The organism is Bacillus sp. ISO11 (assembly GCF_003458115.1).
GTDB lineage: Bacteria > Bacillota > Bacilli > Bacillales > Bacillaceae_G > Bacillus_A > Bacillus_A cereus.
On the sequence record NZ_QXCO01000013.1, the window covers coordinates 117,111 to 140,617 of the forward strand.

The window sequence follows — 23,507 nt, forward strand, 5'->3', positions numbered from 1 at the left end:
GGATTAGAAAATAAGTGGAAAATATGAATGTAAAATAGAATATTATCCTCTGAAAATGTTTTTTACTAATCAAAAATTAATAGGGATTATTCATTGAGAGTTTTTTATATAAGAGGTTAGGTGGGAAGGATATAGTGAATATATATAAGGTACGTGTGCCAGGGAATATAGAACACAATATTATGCAGAAGCTTATGCAATTGGTCTCAAAAGAAAAGCAGATGAAAATACAGAAATATAAAAGAAAGTCCGACCAATATAGCGCCTTAATTGGAGACATTATAATAAGATATTTAATTACTACAAATTTCTCGAAAAAAAATAAAGATATTAAATATAAATACAATGAATACGGAAAGCCTTATGTTGATGAGTTAAATAATTTTCATTTTAATATATCACATTCCGAAAGTTGGGTTGTTGGAGCTATTCATGAGGAAGAAATAGGAATAGATGTAGAAAAAGTCCGGCCCTTAGATACTACAATGATTAAAAATATATTTACTGAGGAAGAATTTAATTATTTAAATTCATTAAATGTAGAACAACAATTAGAGGTGTTTTATGAATTATGGACTATAAAAGAAAGCTTTGTTAAATGGATAGGGAAAGGACTAACTATACCTTTAAACTCTTTTGTTATTAATAAAAATACAATATTGTATGGTGACATGCTATCTAATGAGGTTTACTATAAAAAGTTTACTATTGGTAAAGATTATAAGCTTTCTTGTTGTGCTTCTTTAGATAGTTTTCCAGAATCAATAATTGAAATTGATTTTGTTGATTTATGTTATTATTTTATCGAAAATAAAGACTTCTACTTAGTTTAAAATGGCTCATGTTCCCATAGTTAAATGAACTTTTTAGAAAATAAAATCAGAAAATTATATAAAATGTTTGTGGGAATTTTGGGATATTATAGAAAAGCGTCATTTTAATTTTAAAATGACGCTTTTCATTTGCTTATGTCGATTCACGAATAATTAAGGTTGCTGGATATTCGATAATTTTACGCTTAATAGATTCCTTTTCATTTATATATAGTAGTATCTCACTAACAGTTCGTTTACTTAGCTCAACGATTGGAATATCAATTGTACTAATTGTTGGAGTTGTAACTGTGCAAATTAATTGATTATCATAACCGCAAACGGCAAGGTCAGTAGGGATAGTATATCCTTTTAAAGAAGCACCTTTAATTACTCCAGCAGCAACTTGATCATTTCCAGTAAAGAGCGCAGTGGGTCTATTTTTTAATTTATCTAATCTCTCAAAGATTCGAATTCCATCTTTAATAGTAATTGCATCTCCAAATAACCAACTTTTTTTGTATGATAATTGTTGTTCTTTTAATGCATGCAGATATCCTTGTTTGCGTTTTAATTGTGCTTGACTATTAAGGGAATCAAAACAAAAGCCAATCTTTTTGTGTCCTTTACTTATTAAATGTTTTACAGCTTTGTATCCGGCTTCAAATTCATCATAGCAAATTATCGGAATAGGTGCATTTTCCTCATATTCATTACAAAGTAATATTGGGCCATATGCTAAATAATGCTCTATATTTTCCCAATCATTTTCTAAGGATGCGAGAATTACACCATCTACCGCTCTATTCTTTAGTAATGAAAGTAATTCAAGCTCTATTTTTTTTTCATAAAAAGTCTGATAAATCAGTAATTTGTAATTGTGTTTTAGAAGTTCTTTAGAAATTTCTCTAGCTAATTTTCCGAAAAAAGGATGATCTATATTTGGAATCGATAGAGCGATGGTTTGTGTCTTATTCACCCTAAGATTTCTAGCGATAGAACTAGGAGTATAGTTTAATTCTTTCATTATTTGTATTATTTTCTCGCGTTTTTCTGGATTTACATAAGGATGATTATTTAAAACTCTTGAAACTGTAGCATTTGAAACATTGCATAATTTAGCTATTTCATTAATTGTTACCATAAAGAATCCCTCCGAAAAAAAAATGTTGACATGTAATCGATAACATAAAATATAGTCTACTCATGATTTTCAAAATAATTTCTTAGAGGTGATTTAACGTGAAAACTCTTACTACAATTTCTGGCCATAGCAAAGACAATTTAGCTTTATTAAAGTGCCTGCAGGGAGAAACGAAAGAGAAAGAATTTGAAATTAGTAATGTATTACCGAATCACAAAATGAAAGAGAAATTATTTAGAGAAAATAAATTGAAAATAGATATTGATATAGAAAAAGATATTTTCAATTATAGCAGAAAAAATATACAGAAAATAGAATTTATGCCAGTTAATCGGCTAATTTCTCAAAGTGAAATTGACGGAATAATAGGAACTTTAAAAGAGGTTTTACCGACAGGTCAATTCACAAGTGGACCATTTTCTAAAAAATTAGAAGAAGTAATTGGGGACTATTTAAACAAGAAGTTTGTAATTGCAACAAGTAGTGGGACAGACGCACTTATGGTGTCTTTGTTATCTATTGGTATTCAGCCAGGCGATGAAGTGATTATGCCAGCTAATAGTTTTGCTGCTACTGAAAATGCAGTGTTAGCAATTGGAGCAAAACCTGTATTTGTAGATATTGATCACAAGAGTTATTGTATTGATCCACTTAAAATAGAAGAAGCAATAACCCAAAAAACAAAATGCATTTTACCTGTTCATTTGTATGGTAAACAATGTGATATGAAAAGAATTCGTGAAATTGCAGATGTTTATCAGTTAAGAATTATTGAAGATGCATGTCAGGCTATTGGTTCCTCAAACCTTGGAGAATATGGAGATATTATTATTCTGAGTTTTAATCCATATAAAAACTTTGGTGTATGTGGTAAGGCGGGTGCAATAGTTACTAATAATGAAAATCTTGCAATTCGTTGCAATCAATATAGTTATCATGGATTTGAAGTTGATAAAAAAAATAAAAAAGTATTAGATTTTGGCTTTAATTCTAAAATTGATAACCTTCAAGCAGCTATTGGTTTAGAGAGAATTAAGTTCCTATCGTATAACAATTTAAAGAGAGTATTTTTGGCTCAACGATATATAAGCAATTTAAAAGAATTAGAGGATAGAGAATTAATAAAGCTACCTAGGATGACAGAAGATAATGTTTGGCATCTTTTTCCGATTAGAATTATAAATGGAAGAAGAGATGAGGTGAAAAATAAATTGTACCAGTTGTATAACATTGAAACAGATATTTATTATCCAGTATTATCTCATAAACATAATACCAAGCTGGTAAAGAAAAATTATATGCAGGATACTTTATTAAACACAGAGCAAGTTCATAAGGAAATATTACATTTACCTTTACATCCAAATATGTTGTTAGAGGAACAAAATTTTGTTTTGGAGGGATTAATTAATGTCAATAAGTAATGAAGTTTTAAAGTCTTTAGTTTTTGAAAGGTTACCACAGGTTAAAAACCCTAAATATATAGTGTTCTGTGATTTTGATGAAACTTATTATCCTCATAATATGGATAATTCTGGAATAATCAATATGAAATTATTAGAAAAATACTTGTATGAACACGCAAGTAAAGGAGATTTGGTCATTGGTTGGGTAACTGGAAGTAGTTTAGAATCAATTGTTGAGAAAATGAAAAAAGGTGGTATTAAATATTTCCCTCATTTTGTAGCGAGTGGATTAGGTACGGAAATAACGTACTTTGATAGTAATAGGACTACTATGGATGATCAAGTTTGGGAAGAGAGAATAGTAGAGGGAGGTTTTGATTCTGCGAAAATTAAAAGAATTATCGAATCGCTTGAAACAAAATATGAAATTTTTTTAAGACCTCAGACACAATTAGGAAGTTCTAAGTACAAATTTAATTTTTATTATGAAGAGCAAAATGAAGCTATTGATTCAAAAAATTTAGAACAGATAGAAGAAATCGGGAAGTTATACAAAGTGGGGGTAAATATTAACAAATGTAATCCATTAGCTGGTGATCCAGAAAATTGCTATGATGTAGATTTTATTCCACTTGGAACAGGTAAAGATGAAATTGTGAAATTTATGTTAGATAAGTACAAACTAGATAAAGCAAATGCAATTGCTTTTGGAGATAGTGGAAATGATTTAAGGATGTTACAAGCTGTAAGACATGGTTACTTAGTAGAAAATGCAACGGAAGAGGCTAAACGCACACACGCAATGCTAGCTCAAGGTGAATACTCAATTGGAATTTTAAATACTCTAAAGCACATTATTAATTAAAGGGGATGTTCATATAATGAATATTGGAATTATAGGTGCAGGTAGTATTGCAAAAGCTCATTCTAGGGCATTATCAACAATTGATAATTGTAAATTAGTTGGAGTATATGATGTTAATTACGAGAATGCTCGAGAGTTAGTAGAAGATTATGATGGGGAAGTTTTTAATAGTTATGAAGAGTTACTTGAAGTTGTTGATGGGATAATAATATCTTCCCCTAATTTTTGTCATAAGCCTCAAGCGGTTCAAGCGTTATTAAAAAACAAACATGTTTTAGTTGAAAAACCGATGGCAATTTCTTGTGAAGAAGCAAAATATATGATGAAAATAGCAAAGGATACTAATGTAGTTGCTGCAATGGGGTTTAACTATCGTTACTTGTCCTATATTAAGGCTTTGAAGAGCTTAATTCAAAATGGGGAATTAGGAGAGGTAGTAGTTATAAGGCTACATTTTAAAAAGAATAGCGCTTTTCGAAGAACTTTGTTTACTTGGCGGGATGACATTCAAAGTAATAAAACTAGTGGGGCATTGGGGGATTTAGGCATTCATTTAATAGATTTACTTTGGTTTTTATTTGAAAGTGATTTTAGAGAGGATACTGTTCGAACTAAAATTAAAACAAATGTTAAAGAAAAAGAAAAACAAAAAGTATTTGTAGATGATTATGCAGAGGTTTATGGTCAATTAACCAATAAAGTATTTGTTAATATTACAACGTCTAAAAGTTCATTCCCTGAAGATTGTGGCTTTAGTATTGAGGTAATAGGTACTAAGAAAGAATACAAGTATTCTTCTAGAGAACCTAATAAATATATAACTTTTGATGGGTTGGAAAAACAAGAAATCTTTTTGCCTTTACCGTTATTAGTTGATCCGGAAAACGAGATTTTTGAATGGGCGGATTCTTTTAGAAAGGAAATTATAAGCTGGGTTAATGCAGCAGCAGGTGGTTCTAAAAAATCGCTTGCAACATTTGAAGATGGATTACGTTCACAAATTATATTAGATTTATTCTTCAATAAAAACAAACGTAACAAAGAATTATCTGTAACAACTATTTAGTTTTATTGTAAAAAGAGGGATTTATAATTTGTAACATAAATCCCTTTTTCTTTTGAATTGGAGCTGATAAAAGGTGCGGTTAATATTTTATTTTGGGTGCTTGTTCTATTTTATTGTAGGAGTAATACATGTTTGTATGGGCAGTTTAATTCCTTCGTTACTACAATATTATGAAAGAACACCTGATCAACTAGGGATATTAATATTTTTTCAATTTACTGGATTTTTATTTGGTGTTCTTAGTTCGCCTGTTTTAGTAAAAAAGTATCATTATTTTAAAACTCTAACATTTGGGATATTAGCAATGTTAGTAGTTTTAGGAGGTTTTATATTTGTTAAAGAATGGGCATATTTAGCAGTAATTGCATTTGGATTGGGTTATGGAGCGGGTTTGTTAGAAACTACTATGGGTTCCTTTGTTATTTCAGCAGAAAAGAATAGTGCTGCTAAATTCAGCATTCTTGAAGTATGGTTTGGGATTGGAGCGCTGGGGTTTCCTTTATTAGTCAATTATTTTATAAAATTTTATACATGGTATTTCATTTTATATGGAATCTTGCTATTTCTTATTTTCACACTATTAGTTTGGTACTTGTTTGGGAGTGCTAAATTTAATAATCTTTCTCCTCGAAAGAATGAAAAGGAAGTATCACTATCCCCATTAACTGTTAGCTTTAAAAATGGAAAAGTAAAAATTATATTATTTATATCACTTTTTGCATTCTTATATGCAGGTATAGAAACCAATCTTGCAAATTTTTTATCTACAATTATGATTCTTACTAATAATGAATTAATTAGTTCAATAAGTATATCTTGTTTCTGGCTAGCAATAGTTATCGGAAGGATTTTTATAGGTAAGCTTGTTCATAAGTTTAATTATTGGATATATATTTCATCTAGTTGCTTCACATTAGTAATTCTCTTATTTCTATTCCCCTTTGTTCGTGGTACAGGTATGTATTTATCTGTAATCTTCATTATTGGTTTAGTCATAGCTGGCATTTTTCCGATAACACTTATTTTAGCTTCCCGTATTATGGAAAATAATATTGATGAAGTGACTAGTTTATTTATTGCATCGGCAAGTTTGGGAGGAGCTCTAGTTTCCTTTCTAATTAGTTGGAGCTTATCATTAAATACTATAAATATTACCTTTGGGATATTTTCATTTTTTGCTTTTATTCTTGGTTGCATTATTTTAAAGATGAGGAAAATCTCCAATTATAGTAATAAAGATGTTAAAAAAATAGAAAGCATGAAATCTTTATAGAAAATATTTTTATGTATAGAATGTGTAAAAAAAGAAAATTATAGTATAAATTGACAGAAAATTGATAAAAGAATTGAGAAAGCTGAAAATTCAGTATTTTGAGTATATTTTTAGTGTTATAGTGTGTAATATATTCAGCAGAGCTATATCATAAAAAATAGGAATATAGACTAACAATAGAATTATATGTAAGTATTTATGAGTAAAAAGAGAATTCGAGTTCATATAGGCTATATATCAACTGATATATATTAGTTTAAAAACAAATGTAGAAAATTGTGGTAATGGATCCACATGAATTATTTTTGCAATCTATTATTTTTTACCTTAGCTGTTTAATATTTTTGATTTACATATATGTGTAAATACATTTTTGTTACATGCACTTATTCAAAAGGGAGGTAATATAATAATGGTTATTCGAAAACATTTAATTACTCTTGAGGATCTTACTGATAGTGATATTAACCAAATTGTAACTCGTGGGGTAGAGTTTGCCACAGGTAAATCGCAACCTAATCAAATATTAGCGGGAAATATAATTGGGGTTTACTTCCGTAAAACATCGACTAGAACTCGATCGGCATTTTCTATTGCAGCATTAAAGATGGGTGCACAAATTGTAACGTATGGTCCAAATGATTTGCAAGAAAATACAGGGGAGTCTATAGAAGACACTACTCAAGTACTTTCGCGAATGCTGGATGGACTAGTAGCAAGAACTGCAGATAGTCAAAAGGAAATGGAAAAACTGGCATCTCAAAGTCGTATGGCAGTCATTAATGCAATGAGTGCGGAAGAACATCCAACACAAGCGCTAACAGACTTAACAACAATGAAACAAAAATTTGGTGAAATAGCTGGATTACGGGTTTTATATATGGGAGAAGGTAATAACAGTGCAGCAGCTCTAGCTCTTTCTTTATCTCGTTTTCCAGGTACGGAGTTATATCTTTTTACACCTGCTGGTTATGGAGTGTCTCCAAGTGTGCTTGAAAAATCAAAAGAATATGCACGATTTTCTGGTGCTAAAGTTATTGAATGTCATGATATAAACATGTTACCTAGTGAAGTGGATGTTGTATATACAACAAGGTGGCAAACAACAGGGACAAGCAAAATAGATCCTTTATGGAAAGATGCATTTAATCCATTTGCAGTGACAGAGAAAATTTTGACTTTATATCCGGAAGCTACTTTTATGCATGACCTTCCAGCACACCGGGGGGAAGAAGTAGCAGCAACAGTTATTGATGGACCGAAAAGTATTGTATTTACCCAGGCCGAAAATAAGTTAAATAGTGCTATGGCAGTACTTGAATGGTGCTTAGCTTATCGATACTAAAGATATTGTCTTCAAGATATAAGTTCTATTTGAGGTACATTCAAAAAAACATTTACAAATGTTTATCATTAATTATTTTCTTTAGATTTTAACCAAGAAAGGAAGCAAATTATGCTCAAGAAATTAGAGAGTTTAGAAGGGGTAATCGGCAACACACCTATGATTAAATTAGAGCATGAAAAGATTAATTTGTATGCGAAACTAGAATATTACAATTTAATGAATAGTGTTAAAGTACGTGCTGCTTACCATATTTTAAAATCAGCAATAAGTCGCGGTGAAGTGACTGAAAATTCTACAATTATCGAATCTTCATCTGGTAACTTTGCGGTTGCTCTTGCTACTCTTTGTAGGTATATTGGTCTGAAATTCATACCAGTTATTGATCCAAATATTAATGGTAGTTATGAGAATTTTTTGAGAGCAACTTCCTATCAAGTAGCTAAAGTGGATGAACGCGATGAAACAGGTGGCTATTTATTAACGCGTTTAAATAAGGTGAAAGAACTTTTAAATACTATTCCTAATGCATACTGGACAAATCAATATAATAATGCCGATAACTTTGAAGCTCATTATCAAGGAATTGGTGGAGAAATATCTAATGACTTTAAACAGTTAGATTATGCCTTCATTGGAGTGAGTACTGGAGGAACTATCGCTGGGGTATCTATACGATTAAAAGAAAAATTCCCTAATATTAAAATTATTGCGGTAGATAGTCAAGGATCCACTATTTTTGGTGATAAGCCTCGTAAACGATATATACCAGGAATTGGTGCCAGTATGGTACCTGGTATGGTTAAAAAAGCATTGATTGATGATGTAATGATTGTACCGGAGGTTCATACTGTTGCAGGTTGTTATGAGCTATTTAATAAACATGCAATATTTGCCGGTGGATCATCAGGGACTTCATATTATGCAATCCAAAAGTATTTTGAAAATAAGGATGTTCAAAATACACCTAATGTTGTTTTCTTGTGTCCTGATAATGGACAAGCTTACACATCAACTATTTACAACGTAGAATGGGTAGAATGGCTTAATACACAAAAATCAGTAGAAGACCAATTAGTTTCTTTATAAAAATGATATAGAAATGAGGAAGCAATTATGATGTATTTAAATACTAAACATATCAATGAAATGGGTGTTAATTGGGAAGAAACAATAAATGTCATTTCAAAGGCAGTACAAAGTCTTGATGCAGAAGATTTTTCTCAGCCAATTAAGCCATACTTACGTTTTGATGATCCGGCTAATAGAATTATTGCTATGCCAGCTTATATTGGAGGAGAATTTAAGGTTTCAGGAATCAAATGGATAGCTAGTTTTCCGAAGAATATTGAGAAAGGTATTCAACGTGCTCATTCAGTTACCATATTAAATGATGCTATGACTGGAAAACCATTTGCGACACTTAATACAGCAATGGTCAGTGTAATACGAACAGCTTCTGTTACAGGGTTAATGATTCGAGAGTTTGCCAAGTTAAGAGATTTAAATAATGTTAAAGTTGGAATTATTGGATTTGGACCTATTGGTCAGATGCATTTAAAGATGGTAAGTGCCCTATTAGGCGATAAAATCGAAAGTGTTTACTTATATGATATCAATGGAATTAAAGACGAATTAATTCCTGAGGAAATTTATTCTAAAACTCAAAAGGTTAATGCATATGAAGAAGCCTATAATGATGCTGATATTTTTATTACTTGTACTGTTTCTGCAGAAGGTTATATTGATAAGAAACCTAAAGATGGGGCGCTACTACTCAATGTTTCTCTTCGTGATTTTAAGCCTGATATCTTAGAATATACAAAATCCCTAGTTGTTGATAATTGGGAAGAAGTCTGTCGTGAAAAAACTGATGTTGAAAGGATGCACCTTGAAAGAGGTTTACAAAAAGAAGATACAGTATCAATTGCTGACGTTGTAATCCGAGGAGCACTGCAAAACTTCCCTTATGATAAAGCAATATTATTTAATCCAATGGGTATGGCCATATTTGATGTAGCTATTGCTGCTTATTACTATCAAAGGGCTATGGAAAATGAAATTGGTGTTTTATTAGAAGACTAGTAAATTTATTAAAACGCAGTTTGAAATAATTGTCTAATAGCTGCTAAATATCGGTAAACAAGACTAATCATTATAGAAAATTAGTTATTTGATAAGCTTAGAATTTATGTAATTATTTGAGGAGCTGTTTTTATGAGTGAAATTATTTCGGCCTTAGATCTCTTACATCCCAAGCAAATTCGCTTTCATGAATCATATGAACACAAACGATTGGAACAAATTTGTCGTGTAATGGAAAGCGAAGGTGTTTTACGGAATCCTCCCTTAGTATCTGAGCTTAGTGATGGTAATTATCTGTTACTTGATGGTGCCCATCGTATGAAGGCTATGATGGCATTAGGTTGTAAACGCGTTGCTGTACAGGTAGTACCCGATGAAAAAATAAGAATTCGTGCTTGGAATCATTTATTACCAATGGGGGAATGGGTAAATAATTTAAAGAATGAACCTACAATAATTTGGTCAGGTAAGATTATTGCTAATAAACGCTTGCTTGCAAAAATTACAGAAGCAAATAAACAAGAACATTTTTTATATGCAAAGGATTTAAATAGCGATTTATTTACCCATTTAGAGATATGGCATCGTATTGTCGGCTTATATCAACATGAGTATACGGTACGCCGTCATTCAAATGATACTGAGGTCTGGCCTCATTCAAATGAAATATTGATGAGTTATCCAGAATACTCGTTGATGGAACTGAAAAAGGTAATTGAAGCAAAGTTTTTAATGCCAGCGGGAGTTACTCGTACGACGCTTAGTGGTCGGTTATTGAATTTACGTATACCACTTCATATATTGCGTACGGAAGTATATCCTGCTGGTGAATGGGAAATGTTATGTGGAAATTGGTCAAAATGTTTACGCCTTTATGACGAGCCAATATATGTTTATGATGCATAATATATTGTTTAGTGATTATGATGTATATTTTTTATTTATTTGTAAAAATTTCATTATATGATTTATATTAATTTCAAAATATTTTTATTATGTTATAAAAACTTTTGAATTAGTATTTAAGACTAATCTAAGAGAGGTTTGTTATCGAATGGGGGTAAATATTACCAAAAAAGATAAAGTGGAGATCTCTAAAAAATTAAAAACTTTCTTGGGTGATCAATATTCACTTGAATTAGGAGATTACATAAGCTTTGAAATACTTGAATTTATAATAAAAGAATTAAATCCACATTTTACTCTAGCTACAAAAAATAGGTTGGAAATTCTCTTGAAAAATATAGAGAAAGAGATATATAGTGAATTAGTTTCACATGAAAATAACAAAGTATAGGCAATATTACATGTATTTAAATGTAGAATAGCGAGGAACAAGAGAATTGATGATATACAATTTTTAAAAGAGATGGAATTGAGAAGTGAACATACTTACAATTTCATCTTTTTATTTTTGACACGCTTTTTGCAATTCATGATGTAAATTTTCTGACGAAGCATTTTACTATTAAAATAAGAGTTAATTATCCTATTTTATGGTAAAATATTCTTGAGTTATATCTTCTGAAAATCTATTTTTTACAAGTTTAATTAATATTCTTAATCGTTATTCAGGTATTAGAAGAATTATTTAAATTATTAAACAGCATTGATTATTAATAAATTTATAAAATTTAAAAAATATTAGCTTGAAAAATAGCCTTTAAATTTTAATGATATAGTAAGTGAGTCTCCTTTAATTATATTAATATAGTTAAATATCCTATTATTTTATTTTTCTATAAATATATCTTTTTTTTATTAACATTTAATGGTATATTGTTTTTAGATAATGTTGTGGTAAATTATTGAATTTATAACATCATTTTCAAAAAAATAAAAGGTAGGTATTGAAATGGAAACTGAAAAATATTTACAAGTCGTAGAAGATGAAGAGATTGAACAATTAGTTGGTGGAGCAGGACCTGGTTGGGTTGAAACTTTAACTAAAGATTGTCCTTGGAATGTGCCTGTAGCATGCGTCACGATTATGGGACAAAGAATTTGTAAAAAATGCTACTAATAGTTAAAGAGAGTAAGGCGAAAGGCCTTACTCTCTTTAATGAGAATGAATTTCTAACTGTTTCTCCTACCTATAAAAAGAAGAGGTTATTATGAAAAATAATTCACATGGAATTTTGAATACAATAGATAATGGATCACATTCTTTAGTAACAAAAGAATATCTAGAAAAAAATTTTGTTATCTTTTTAGAGGATTTTTCATGTAATGATGTCATTAAGAATGACGAAAACTATAACTTTCAAAAAATAATACAAACATATGTAGTATTCTTTAAAAATATGATGTTAAATAAAATTAATTTTTTTGGTAATGTTAAGAAGGTTTCTGAATGGATAATGCTTGATTTAGAAAAAAGACTATACCAAGTATTAAGGCCATCCTTAATTGTATACATAAATAAACTTAGGGTAGAAAATGCTTTAAGAGGAATGGATACCAATGAAGAATATAAGTATTTTACAAAGAACTTCTTTCATTTTAAAAAATTTTATATGAATTTTTTTAAAATATTACCCGTATTAAACGAAAAAATTTTTACAATCATTGAAAATGAAATAAATTATATGATTTGGTTACAAGGTGCTCTTGAAAAAGATCAAAAAGAAATTCATAAAATGTCGGGTTTTAATATTATGCATGTAGAAAAAGTTATTAACCTAGGTGACTACCATAATAATGGAAAGAGAACAATTCTTTTAGAAGATAAATTTAATAATAAGGTAATTTTAAAACCAGTCGATTTGAAAAATTCTATACTATATCATAGTTTAATTAATCAACTGAATAAAGATTTAAATACGGATATCTTTATTCCGCAAGTAGTTAATAAAAGAAATTATGGATATATGGAATACATTAATCATGAATCATGTGAATCTAATGAGCAAATTAAAGATTATTATTATAATTTAGGTGTAGTGCTTTCGGTAATGTATTTGATTAATGGAAGTGACATACATAATGAAAATATCATAGCTAAACAATCCTCACCAGTCATAATTGATTTTGAGACATTAGGAAGTACATTAAATCCAAGTGTTACTGAAGAAACCAGTAGTTTTATATTATCTAATTCAGTATTAAATTCTAGAATGCTACCTATAAGGTTTAGTGGAGGTAGGGAGGTAATAAGAGATTACAGTGCAATTGGGAGAGTAATGAAGTCTTTGGTAAAAACAATTAAAATAAAAAATGAATTTACATCGAATCCAATTGAAATAAGAGTAGAGACAATAGTAGAAGATACAGTTCAGAATTTACCGTTTTTTAACGATGATATATACGAGTATGATAATTATATAGATGATATTATTAAAGGTTTTGAGAATGCATATAACTCAGTTTTAAAAAACAAAGAGGAGTATATGTGTATATTAAAAAATAGTGTTTCTAAATGGAATTATCGAAAAGTATATCGAAATACAAAAGTCTATACCCTTTTATTAGATAGACTAAATGTTCCGGATTTATTAGAGAATAAATTAAAGACTATAAAATATTTGCGGAATATTCTTGAAAAAAACATATACTTGGCTACTAGGAAAGATATTATTCAAAAAGAGATAGAGGCACTATTATCCTATGATGTTCCATATTTCTTTAATAAGTATGAATGGGAGTCTTGCGAAAGTTTATCAAATAATGAAATAGATCTAGAAACAAAATTTAAAAAAATTTCATATGCTGACTTTTTATTACAAAGAAAAATTATAGAAATATCCCTTTCTAATCAAAATGATAATCTATATAAGCTGAATACAGTAAAGGAAACAATTAATTTTCGAACTAATTTACCTACAAATAAAATAAAGGAAGCAATTACAGGGAAAATTCTTGATGGCAGTTATATATCAAAAGACGGTGCTGTAGATTTTATTGGATTAAAAACAAATTGGCAAGGGGAGCTTGAGATAAACCATTTGAATAGTGGAATATATGATGGATTATTGGGAATAAGTTCATTATTGAGAAATAATGCTGATCCTAATCAGATTGAAATTATAAATAAACTTGAACAAAAAGCCCTGCAAGAAATATTAAACAAAAATAAAAATAATTATGGTTTTGTAAATGGTGTTAATGCAATTATTTCTTACTATTTAACAAATTTACCACATATAACATCTATCGATGAAAGATTGATATTGCAAATATTTATGGATGTCAACTCTGATATTGAAAAAGGTAAATATAGCGATAAGCATTTTGATATATTAGGGGGTTCAGCTGGTCTAATTTTAACGGCAGTTAAGTTCTATCAAATTAATCCTAATTATAAAATATTGCTTAAAGTGGCTGAAAATCTCGGTGACTACATTGTCAATAATATGCAAACACATAATGAATTTGTATATTGGAAAGCTCACGATACTCTAAATTTAGAGGATTCATTAAAGGGGTTTGTTCATGGATTATCAGGACAACTTCTCGCATTTTATAAGTTAAAAGGCATATTAAAAACAAATAAGTACGATAGAGTAATACATGGTATACATAAAAGTGAGAAAATGAGTATGAGTGAATATGAGTATACAGATAGCTGGTGTAAAGGATTTAGTGGAATGGGAATCTCGAGAATTAAAATTTTAGAATCGTATCAAAATGAGGATATACAATCAGATTTAATTTTTTTTAAAAAACAAATCTTAAGTACATTACATGAAAATAGTGATTATTGTTTATGTCATGGTTTAATGGGGAAACTAGACTTTTTATTGGAGCTAGAAAATAGAGGTATGCTCGAGCGCAATGAAAAACAAATTGTTATGAAAGTAACAAATAACTTTTTGAATAATTTTGATATAGAAGATTTTAATCCTCATAAAATCGCATTATTTACAGGTCTAGGAAGTATTTTGTATTTTTTACAAAGGTTAGAGGATAATAAACTAAATAGCATTTTATACTTTAATGCCTAGAATAGGTGATAAATATGTTAAGAAAGAAAATTAAATTTATACCGCAAATGACATCTTTTGATTGTGGGCCTAGTTGTCTAGCGATGATTATGCATTATTATGGTTCAGCAGTACAAGCTTCGGAAATTAGAAATAGTAAAATTATCAATAAAAAATCGGCATGGAGTTTGTTGGATATTAAAAAAGTTAGTAAATCGTATGGACTTTCTGCAACTGCATATAGGATAGAAAATATAACTGATTTACAAAGGATACAAAAGCCGATGATAGCATTTTGGGGCTTTAATCACTTTGTAATTATTGAAAGGGTTAAAGCAAATAAATTTTATATTGTAGATCCTAAGGCAGGGCCGATGATAATTGATATAAGAAGTTTTGAGGAAATGTTCTGTGACTACATCCTAGTAATAGAAAACAAAAAAGATATACAGCCAAATACTAAAAGGCGTGAAAAACATATATTACTTAGATATATTGATCATTTTGTATCTCCTAGCCAGATTGTTTTATTAGCACTATTAGCATTGTTAGCACAAATCTCAATTCTTGCTTTCCCCTTTATTTTGAAAAAGTTTATGGATATTTTGAATGCTTCAAAGGAAGTGGATGTAAGATACCTTTTAATTATATTGGGAAGTTTAATCGTTGTTATAGGGATAAAATCTATAACTTCTATTATAAAAGTAAACTTTCAGAAAGAAATTGATAGAAAAAGTACAACAAAAGTTTTTGAGCATATGTTTAATACCCCCATAGAAAAGATTACTACACGTCATGCAGGGGATTTAAATGTAAGAATCATGAGCCTAGAATCAATACGAGGATATATTTTAGAGGATCTAATTGAAATGATTATATCAATAGTAGTTATCATTCCATTATTGATGTATCTATTATATACTGAGACTTTTTATACTTTAATATTGATGTTTTTTATTGCTAGTTCCCTATTTATCAATATTTCCTTAGGGAAATTCATATATAATGCTAATTTAGTCGAAACGTATTACCTAGGAGAACATAGAGGGAAAATTAATGAATCATTAAAAGCGATGTATTATGTAAAGGCTACAGGGATTTTTTCTAGAATTAAATCTGTATGGCAAAAAGATTATAATAAATACTTAGATACGGTACATAAACGAGCGCTAAAACAAAATGCTTTAGAATCATTTAATAGTTCCCTATCAACAATATTTATTATCATAATGCTTGCTGTAGGATTTTATAATTTTAGTAAAGGAGAAGGGGATTTAAGTAATATTTTCTTCTTTATTGCTATATCTAGTATTATATTTTCTCCGGTTTCAACAATTATAGGATCAATTTTAAATTGGAATTCAGTTAAACCACTTTTATTAAGAACTTTAGATATCTTGGAAGAGGAACTAGAAAAAGATGAATCGGATACTAAAGTAAACATTCTTAGAGGATCGATTCAATTTAATAATATTTCGTTTAGTTTTGATGACAAAAAAATAATAGAAAACTTAAGTTTGAACATTAAAAATAACGAAAGTATTGCTATTGTTGGAGAAAGTGGCAGTGGTAAGTCCACTTTAGCTAACTTATTATTAAAATTGCATACTCCCGATAAGGGTAATATATTAATAGACGATAGAGATATTAAAGATTGGAACAGTGAGGAACTAAGAAAAAATGTAGGACTAATGACTCAGGATGGAGTTTTATTTAGAGGAAGTTTATCTGAGAATTTATCTTACTTTGATATAAATTATGATCCTTCAAAAATCCAGGAGTCTATTGATAAATTGAATCTGAGTAATTATATTCAATTTCAAAGTATAAATGATATTTTAATCTCAGAGGGAGGAACAAATTTCTCCGGTGGCCAAAGACAAAGGTTGGCTATGTTACGATTGTTCATGAAAGAATATCCGATTCTTATTTTGGATGAACCAACTAACCATTTAGATAGGGAAACGGCAAATGCTGTTATTGAAAATATATTTGCCATACCATCCACTAAGATTATTATCACTCATGATGAAAATATTTTAGAGCGTGTAGATAGAGTTTATGAACTTACTGATAAAAAATTAAAACAACGAGAAATATTTTCTAAATCCAAATTGCAAACATTAGGTAAAGGGTAAATAGAATATCTAATAGATCAAGAATTTAATAGATACTTACTTTTATTTGAGAATAAGAAAGTGAGGAACAAAATGAAATTAGCAATCCAAACTAAAAATTTAACAAAGTCTTTTGACAATCAATCTATTGTAAGGGATTTAAACTTATCTGTTCCTGAAGGAAGTTTATATGCTTTTATTGGACCAAATGGTGCAGGAAAAACAACAACAATGCGAATGCTATTAGGGTTAATTCCATTAGATAAAGGAACGATATTATTTAATAATAAAGATATCAAAGATTGGAAAGAAGAATTATTTGAAAATGTGGGTTGTTTTATTGATTCACCTACCTACTATCCTAATTTGACAGCATATGAAAATTTAGCCTATGTACAAAAAATGATTAATAAGCCTTTAGATGAAATAGACAGAGTATTAAAAATTACAGGAATATATAAAGCAAAAGATAAAAAAGTGAAAGATTTTTCTTTAGGAATGAAACAAAGGCTAGGTATTTCCTTTGCTATTCTTAATGATCCTAAAATACTAATTCTTGATGAGCCGACAAATGGATTAGACCCAGAGGGAGTACACGAGATAAGGCGCTTATTACTTCATTTAGTAAAAAATGAGGGGAAGACAATATTTATTTCTAGTCATAATTTAGCTGAAATTGAAATGATAGCAGATCACATAGCATTACTACATAAGGGTAACTTACTCTATGAAGGGAATTTAAACAGTATTATTACTTCTAGAGAATATATTGTTCATGTTAATGACAATACTGCCACAGAAAGGATTTTAAATACAGAGGATATACCTTATAGCATAGAAAAAGAAGGGGTATTCAAACTAATGATAGATCAAAATAGTGTTCCTAATTTAACCAGAATATTAATTGAAAATGATATAGATATTTTTGAAGTTAGCCCTAAAAAGCTAACATTAGAGGAAGTATTTTTATCTTTAACTAAACAAAAGGAGTTACTATCATAATGCAATTTATCTTTAAAAGTGTGAATAGTGAGATGAGGAAAATTGGTGGGAGAAAATTATTGTTATTTTCTTTGTTTTTTTCATTATTATCAAGCTTTTTGTGTATAAGTTATTTTATTTTTAACAAGAATAATCCCGATATGTTTCAATCTACCAATCTTATAGCAATTACAGTAAACTTTAATACACTAACATTAAGCATTTTTTCTGCTTGTATGTGGTATTTTATCATTTCTTCTGAAAATAAATATGGTACTTGGGCCATTATCTATACAAAGCCAATTTCAAAATTTAAATTATTGGTAGCTAAAAATTTATTGTTTATACTGTTTTATTTAATCTTTAATATTTTAAATTTTTCAGTTATGGGTATCTATATTTTTATAAATGGATATGAAATATCTATACTTTATTTTTTGAAAATGTTGATGCTTTGTACAATTCTATCTTTAGCAATACCATATTCTCAATTACTTTTTCATTTGATTATAAAAAAGGGAATTCTTGCGGCTTCCTTGTCAGTTATTTGGATTTTTTTTAGCGTAACTTATGGATTATTTCCTGTAGTATTCACAAAGACATTTCCAATATTTTATGCATTGAATATAGTAAGTGATGTAATGATGAAAGAAACAACTATTTTAATATATCTTGCAAGTTCTTCAATCTATATTTTAGGAATTATGTTATTAGCTGTGAGTTTTAAATATTATACATATGAATAATAAAGGGTGAAATAAGTGGGTATATTAGGTGAATATAAAAAAAGTCTTCATAATGGATTGTATATCCTGTTACTAGTATTTCTGTTGATACCAATTAGTTTTCAAATCTTTCTAACTGTATCATCTCAATCAAAAGATGGCGTTTTCATGCATATAGCGATTCTAAGTCTTTTTTGTAGATTATTTTTACCTATTGCAATAGGTCTATTAGTGTCATTTTCTTTTGTAAACGAGTTCAGAAGAAAAGGATATATGTCTGCTATTTATCACGGAATCACTTTAAAAACTATATTAAGTAATAAGTTTTTGTTTTGCTTAATAATTACTTTTGGTTATTTAATATGTGCTTTAGTCATAACTAGTATACCTATAGTATTAACGGTTGATAATCTTGGGACTGTTTATCAAAGATTAATTTTTTCTATACTTTTTATGGTGATTAGCTCTTTAACTATTGTGAATTTACATTTTTTAATAAATATAATATTTTATAAAATCCCGTTACTTTCATTATTAGTAGGGGTTATAGGCGGGTTGGGTAGCTTTTTTATCTCTCATACAAACTATTGGATACTGTTTCCTTGGTCATATCCAATTATGAGTCTTTATATCGATAGCATTGAACCAAAACAGTTGTATATTATTCTTATTGTATATCTATTATCATTACTAAGTTGTATATTTATTATTAAAAAATCAATGCAATGGAATTAAAGTTAAATTAAGAAGAGTGGTATTATTAATAATAAAGCGTGTTGTAGTTGCTATAAGCTGTATCTCGATACGTTAAGTGAAGTAATAAGACAAGCTGATTAAGTATTATTGAATTCAAAGAAGTTAAAATATGAAGAATGTAACTTATGTCTGATACAATATCTATTAAAAATTCACCATATGAAAAAGGTAGCTGTACAAAAGTACAGCTACCTTTTTCACAAAATTATTCGTATACAAGAACAATTTTAGCGTAAACTTGCGCTTAATGGCACTTGAGAATAAACTGTGAAACTGTTACCATAAGTACCGTGTTTAGAAAATGAGGAAGAAATTGAACCGTTCCAACTTTTGTAGGTAGCTCCAGATGTATCTGTTCTTAGAAGTACGTTTGAAAAACTAGCTTGGCTAAAAGAATTACGTCCAGTATCTTCAACGCCCTGAACCATTTTTACTGGTTCGTATTGAGAAAATGAGCCATATACAGGCTGATTTGCATATCTAGGGATTCCATTTACATACATAGTAACCGTACCATTGCCGTTATTAATTATTTTAATGTTTACTCGATCACCATCTTTAATTGATGTATCATATTGTGTGTTCCAATACTTATTGTTTTGACCTGATTCATTATATCCTGAATTAAGAAACACTTTATATCCACTTGGTGTTTTTGAAATACCACCTTCAACTTTAGATGCTCCAATACCTAAGTACCAATTCACATATCCATCCTTAACAACAACCGATTTTGGTAGATTTATATCAGCTGTAATTCCAGTATAACTACTATTTGTAACACTTTTTACAGCACCTTCTGTAGCTGCAAAACTTGTAGTTGAAAACATTGATAGAGAAATTAGAAGTGAGCCGACTAGATACATCATTTTTTTCTTACTTTTCCTTAATACTTGATTCATTTTTAAATCCTCCTTATTTTTAAGTATTAAATTGTATTGAAAGTTGGCCAACTAACTACGACTTACAAACCAAAGATACATTAGGTTTAATTTAATGTATATATTTTCCTGTCATAAGTCATTGAAATGTCAAATAAATTAGATGTTTCATATTTATCAATATAGGGGGAGTTGACAGTATGAAGTGTTATGTCTATTTAAAATAAGAAGGCTTTGTTAAAAATAAGATTAAAGCTTATAAATTTGTTGGGTATAATATGTATTACGATTTATTTAGGAGAGATAAATATGGAAGGAATACAGGGGGGTTCAAAAGATATATCTCAAATTTTGAGAAATAAAATAAAAACACATGAAATAAATTAATTGTTTGTGTTAAAGAATTTATTGGAATAGTTCGTAGGTGAAGGGAAATATATGATTTAAAAGGCGTAGAATTCCTATATAAAAAGAAGAAAGGGGGTCCAGCTATGGAAAAGATAAGATCAAAGTTAAATAATGCAACTATTAAAGGGGGTATAGGGACATTAAAAGATGAAAATGAATGTTTGCGTATGGAAATCGATTATTTAAAAAAGTTAAAGGACTTACTTCAAAAAGAGAAGAAATTACAGAACAGGACTAAGTGGAAGTTTTAGTCTACCATTCTACGTACAATTATAGTAACGAGAATAGTCCGAAACAAATCTGTTTCGGACTAAGGGTTCAATATTTTATCAATTGTATTCAATGTTTTTTATGAAAAAGGTTGAATTTTCTGATTTTAAAACTAAGAATAATGTATTACATTAATGAATAGATACTTCTACAGAGACACTAGGTATTGTTGGTGCTGGTGTATCTCCACCATTAGAAGAAGATTGTTGAGGTGAATGTAAACTATTCATGCCACATGCTAATGCACTTATTACTACCATACTTAATACAATCTTTTTTATTTTTTTCATCACTTTAACGCTCCTTTTTTCAAATGTTTCTTACCAGCATTACTGCTAATATAGAAATATTTGCTTGCCTTAACATGGTTATCTGCCTCATAAAATTGAAGTGCTAAAACCTCTGCATATTCTTTTACACAATCCCACATTTCTTCTTTTTCAAAATAAGAAATTGCATCAGTCACTACTTTTTCTAGTTTAATTCTAGGTAATTCTGTGAGTAGTTCATTTAATACTGCAAAACGGTGCTTATATTCTTCATTTCCTGCTTTATTCGTATAGTTTATTCCTTGCTCGATATATGATTTAGCTGTTTCAATGCCTTCTAATTTATAATATGCTCTTGCTAAGACAAATAATGCTTTAAAATGATTCGGTATTTTATTTATAATTTCAGAACTTTGTCGGATCGCCAATGGATATAAATCTTGAATATTATATAACCAGCCTAAATTGTAACGTGCTCTTAATAATAAATGTTCTTCATCATACTTATTAAAAACATCAATAACCGTATTGAGACATTCTTCCGCTTTTTCAAATTCTCTTAGATCTATACATGCTAAACCAAATACATTGTCGCATAAAGCAATATTGATTCCATAACCTACATGGTCCAGGTATATTTCTTTGGCCTTTACTACATGCTGAATCGCTTCAAATGGTTGATAAGATTGATAACAGTAAGTTGAAACTCTATATTCAAACTCGGCTTTTTCTATTTCGTTAGGTATATAGGGTAAAAGTTTCTTTGCCTTTTCATAATGTGTTTTCGCTTCATTATAATTTGCTATAATTGTAAAGTGGATTGCCTTAAAGAAATGATAATAATAAGATAAAAATAAATATTCCTCTTCGATATTAGGGAGTTTTTCTATATTCTTAAAGGAATCTTTTGTAATACTCACTCCATCTACCAAGACTTTATATCTAAAATCTAGTAGTGAGTAATAAAATGATAAATATGGATCAGTTTCTATTACTTTTAAGCTTTCTTTTACTTGTAGATGTGTTTGTTTTGCTTCTTTTACATGATATAAACGAATTTTTTCATACCATTCATTTAATAATTCCATCAATTGCTTATTACTTTTTTCTTGAACAGTCATAATATCCCCCTTTTCTCTGTATAGGCTTAATCTGATAATAACAGGAAATAGATAGCTTATATGTAACTACGATTTTTTTCATTAATAATAAGAATATTCTGAATAATTAAGGTATCCCTATTCTATTGATATAGTCAATTTGTTTTAAAACAGACCGTCTGTAATAGGCGGTCTGTTGTTTGTTATGGTCGGCGACTGCTATTCTTTTACTCATCTCATATTATATTTAGTTTAAGAATTGAGAATAGAAGAATAGGATTAAAAAAATTAATGTTTTGCCAAATAATTTATTGAATAGACTTAAAGGGATAAACAGCTCTCCTATGGTAAGGCTTTTGAGTTTATTCCTGTTTGGGTTTTTTAACAACTCTTTAAATGTTCGAAAGTTTATTTTATTAACGAAAGACCAATTTGGCATAGCTTTTGTATCTGAATCTATTTTGAAAATGATATGAATACTATGTGGGTGAAAGCCGCCTATACTTAAAATAAGCATAAATCCTAAAATAATGAACCAAGTCATTTTCTAGCGCCTCCTTGCAGTATTTAATATTAAGATATTATTAAGGTTGAGGAAGTGTGCTACTGTCCTTGAAAAATATTGAGAAATTGTTGAGGAAACGATGAGAATGTTGCAATGCAATTAATCGTAGCGTAGTTAACTGTGCTTGTCCTGTTTTTTTGTAAAAAAGGAAAAGAGAACAGTTGCGTAGACTGTTCTCTTAAGGAGCGGAAGCGCTGAACATTTTTCAATGACAATGATTCAAGCCTTCCAATTATAGTGTGTGCAAATAGTTACAATTCATACTACAAGGCAGCTGTAAATTATTCATACATTAAAATTACTTTATTATAGAGGGAGTGTATTACAAAGTACAAAGAGCACTTTTCAAAAGTGCTCTTTGTACGGCGTACATTAGGACTTGAAAGAGGCATCATTGCAATTCGAAAGGAGATATCTATATACAACATATGAAGATGATTTGAAAAGGTGATGATAAAAACAAAAAGAACAGTAAGGATGTACCAATTGCTCAGATTAAGGGGAATTGGAGAGGGAG

At 29.2% G+C, this 23,507-nt stretch carries 22 protein-coding genes; 17 read left to right on the plus strand and 5 right to left on the minus strand.

The window, feature by feature from the left end; translation table 11 throughout:
- Nucleotides 1–134 precede the first annotated feature (134 nt).
- The gene (locus D1166_RS15785; protein ID WP_098316369.1) at nt 135–833 is read left to right on the plus strand and encodes a 4'-phosphopantetheinyl transferase family protein; all 699 of its coding nucleotides are present in this window, start codon (nt 135–137) and stop codon (nt 831–833) included.
- A 133-nt stretch (nt 834–966) separates the two neighbouring features.
- On the opposite strand, the gene D1166_RS15790 is transcribed toward D1166_RS15785, so the two are convergent.
- Nucleotides 967–1,956 carry a LacI family DNA-binding transcriptional regulator gene (locus tag D1166_RS15790; protein WP_097797324.1) on the minus strand — a complete coding sequence of 330 codons (990 nt, stop codon included), beginning with the start codon at nt 1,954–1,956 and terminating at the stop codon, nt 967–969.
- A 98-nt stretch (nt 1,957–2,054) separates the two neighbouring features.
- Here D1166_RS15790 and D1166_RS15795 point away from each other — a divergent pair, with 98 nt between their 5' ends.
- From D1166_RS15795 to D1166_RS15865, 15 genes are all read left to right on the plus strand, one after another.
- Nucleotides 2,055–3,380 (plus strand): DegT/DnrJ/EryC1/StrS aminotransferase family protein, encoded by a 1,326-nt coding sequence (locus D1166_RS15795; RefSeq protein WP_097855538.1) that lies wholly within the window; start codon nt 2,055–2,057, stop codon nt 3,378–3,380.
- Entirely contained in the window at nt 3,367–4,227 is an 861-nt protein-coding gene (locus tag D1166_RS15800; RefSeq protein WP_098022730.1) for an HAD-IIB family hydrolase, read from the plus strand. The genes D1166_RS15795 and D1166_RS15800 overlap by 14 nt, the downstream gene beginning before the upstream one ends.
- A 16-nt stretch (nt 4,228–4,243) precedes the next feature.
- Nucleotides 4,244–5,293 carry a Gfo/Idh/MocA family protein gene (locus D1166_RS15805; protein WP_097797321.1) on the plus strand — a complete coding sequence of 350 codons (1,050 nt, stop codon included), beginning with the start codon at nt 4,244–4,246 and terminating at the stop codon, nt 5,291–5,293.
- A 73-nt stretch (nt 5,294–5,366) separates the two neighbouring features.
- The gene (locus D1166_RS15810) at nt 5,367–6,566 is read left to right on the plus strand and encodes an MFS transporter (protein WP_097797320.1); all 1,200 of its coding nucleotides are present in this window, start codon (nt 5,367–5,369) and stop codon (nt 6,564–6,566) included.
- A gap of 412 nt (nt 6,567–6,978) precedes the next feature.
- Entirely contained in the window at nt 6,979–7,911 is a 933-nt protein-coding gene (locus tag D1166_RS15815; protein WP_098316367.1) for an ornithine carbamoyltransferase, read from the plus strand.
- A 111-nt stretch (nt 7,912–8,022) separates the two neighbouring features.
- Nucleotides 8,023–9,000 (plus strand): 2,3-diaminopropionate biosynthesis protein SbnA, encoded by a 978-nt coding sequence (sbnA, locus tag D1166_RS15820; RefSeq protein ID WP_097855542.1) that lies wholly within the window; start codon nt 8,023–8,025, stop codon nt 8,998–9,000.
- A 27-nt stretch (nt 9,001–9,027) separates the two neighbouring features.
- Nucleotides 9,028–9,996, plus strand: a complete 969-nt coding sequence (gene sbnB / locus D1166_RS15825; protein ID WP_097855543.1) for a 2,3-diaminopropionate biosynthesis protein SbnB — start codon at nt 9,028–9,030, stop codon at nt 9,994–9,996.
- A gap of 132 nt (nt 9,997–10,128) precedes the next feature.
- Nucleotides 10,129–10,902 carry a ParB N-terminal domain-containing protein gene (locus D1166_RS15830; RefSeq protein WP_097855544.1) on the plus strand — a complete coding sequence of 258 codons (774 nt, stop codon included), beginning with the start codon at nt 10,129–10,131 and terminating at the stop codon, nt 10,900–10,902.
- A gap of 148 nt (nt 10,903–11,050) precedes the next feature.
- A complete protein-coding gene (locus tag D1166_RS15835) occupies nt 11,051–11,293 on the plus strand; it encodes a DUF2164 family protein (protein WP_097855545.1) in 243 nt (80 codons plus the stop codon).
- Between the two features lie 558 nt (nt 11,294–11,851).
- Nucleotides 11,852–12,019: a type A2 lanthipeptide gene (locus D1166_RS15840; RefSeq protein WP_016090584.1), complete on the plus strand. Its 168-nt coding sequence runs from the start codon at nt 11,852–11,854 to the stop codon at nt 12,017–12,019.
- A 91-nt stretch (nt 12,020–12,110) separates the two neighbouring features.
- On the plus strand, nt 12,111–14,939 hold the full coding sequence (gene lanM / locus D1166_RS15845; RefSeq protein WP_118043351.1) for a type 2 lanthipeptide synthetase LanM: 2,829 nt from the start codon (nt 12,111–12,113) through the stop codon (nt 14,937–14,939).
- A gap of 14 nt (nt 14,940–14,953) precedes the next feature.
- Nucleotides 14,954–17,056: a peptidase domain-containing ABC transporter gene (locus D1166_RS15850; RefSeq protein ID WP_098316253.1), complete on the plus strand. Its 2,103-nt coding sequence runs from the start codon at nt 14,954–14,956 to the stop codon at nt 17,054–17,056.
- Nucleotides 17,057–17,128: 72 nt separating this feature from the next.
- The gene (locus tag D1166_RS15855) at nt 17,129–18,037 is read left to right on the plus strand and encodes an ABC transporter ATP-binding protein (protein WP_097855548.1); all 909 of its coding nucleotides are present in this window, start codon (nt 17,129–17,131) and stop codon (nt 18,035–18,037) included.
- Nucleotides 18,037–18,762 carry an ABC transporter permease gene (locus D1166_RS15860; protein WP_021728630.1) on the plus strand — a complete coding sequence of 242 codons (726 nt, stop codon included), beginning with the start codon at nt 18,037–18,039 and terminating at the stop codon, nt 18,760–18,762. Before D1166_RS15855 ends, D1166_RS15860 begins: the two co-directional genes overlap by 1 nt.
- Nucleotides 18,763–18,777: 15 nt before the next feature.
- Complete coding sequence (locus tag D1166_RS15865; RefSeq protein ID WP_021728631.1) at nt 18,778–19,476, plus strand: ABC-2 family transporter permease; 699 nt, start codon at nt 18,778–18,780, stop codon at nt 19,474–19,476.
- Between the two features lie 248 nt (nt 19,477–19,724).
- On the opposite strand, the gene D1166_RS15870 is transcribed toward D1166_RS15865, so the two are convergent.
- Nucleotides 19,725–20,399, minus strand: a complete 675-nt coding sequence (locus D1166_RS15870; RefSeq protein ID WP_021728632.1) for a hypothetical protein — start codon at nt 20,397–20,399, stop codon at nt 19,725–19,727.
- A gap of 470 nt (nt 20,400–20,869) precedes the next feature.
- Here D1166_RS15870 and D1166_RS31305 point away from each other — a divergent pair, with 470 nt between their 5' ends.
- The gene (locus tag D1166_RS31305) at nt 20,870–21,037 is read left to right on the plus strand and encodes a hypothetical protein (RefSeq protein WP_021728633.1); all 168 of its coding nucleotides are present in this window, start codon (nt 20,870–20,872) and stop codon (nt 21,035–21,037) included.
- A 150-nt stretch (nt 21,038–21,187) separates the two neighbouring features.
- Here D1166_RS31305 and D1166_RS15875 read toward each other — a convergent pair whose 3' ends face one another.
- The 3 genes from D1166_RS15875 to D1166_RS15885 all read right to left on the minus strand — a co-directional run bounded on the left by D1166_RS15875 (nt 21,188) and on the right by D1166_RS15885 (nt 22,969).
- Nucleotides 21,188–21,346 carry a Phr family secreted Rap phosphatase inhibitor gene (locus tag D1166_RS15875; protein WP_097855549.1) on the minus strand — a complete coding sequence of 53 codons (159 nt, stop codon included), beginning with the start codon at nt 21,344–21,346 and terminating at the stop codon, nt 21,188–21,190.
- The gene (locus D1166_RS15880) at nt 21,346–22,446 is read right to left on the minus strand and encodes a response regulator aspartate phosphatase (RefSeq protein WP_097855550.1); all 1,101 of its coding nucleotides are present in this window, start codon (nt 22,444–22,446) and stop codon (nt 21,346–21,348) included. Before D1166_RS15880 ends, D1166_RS15875 begins: the two co-directional genes overlap by 1 nt.
- Nucleotides 22,447–22,672: 226 nt before the next feature.
- Complete coding sequence (locus D1166_RS15885; protein WP_088346263.1) at nt 22,673–22,969, minus strand: hypothetical protein; 297 nt, start codon at nt 22,967–22,969, stop codon at nt 22,673–22,675.
- Nucleotides 22,970–23,507: the final 538 nt, after the last annotated feature.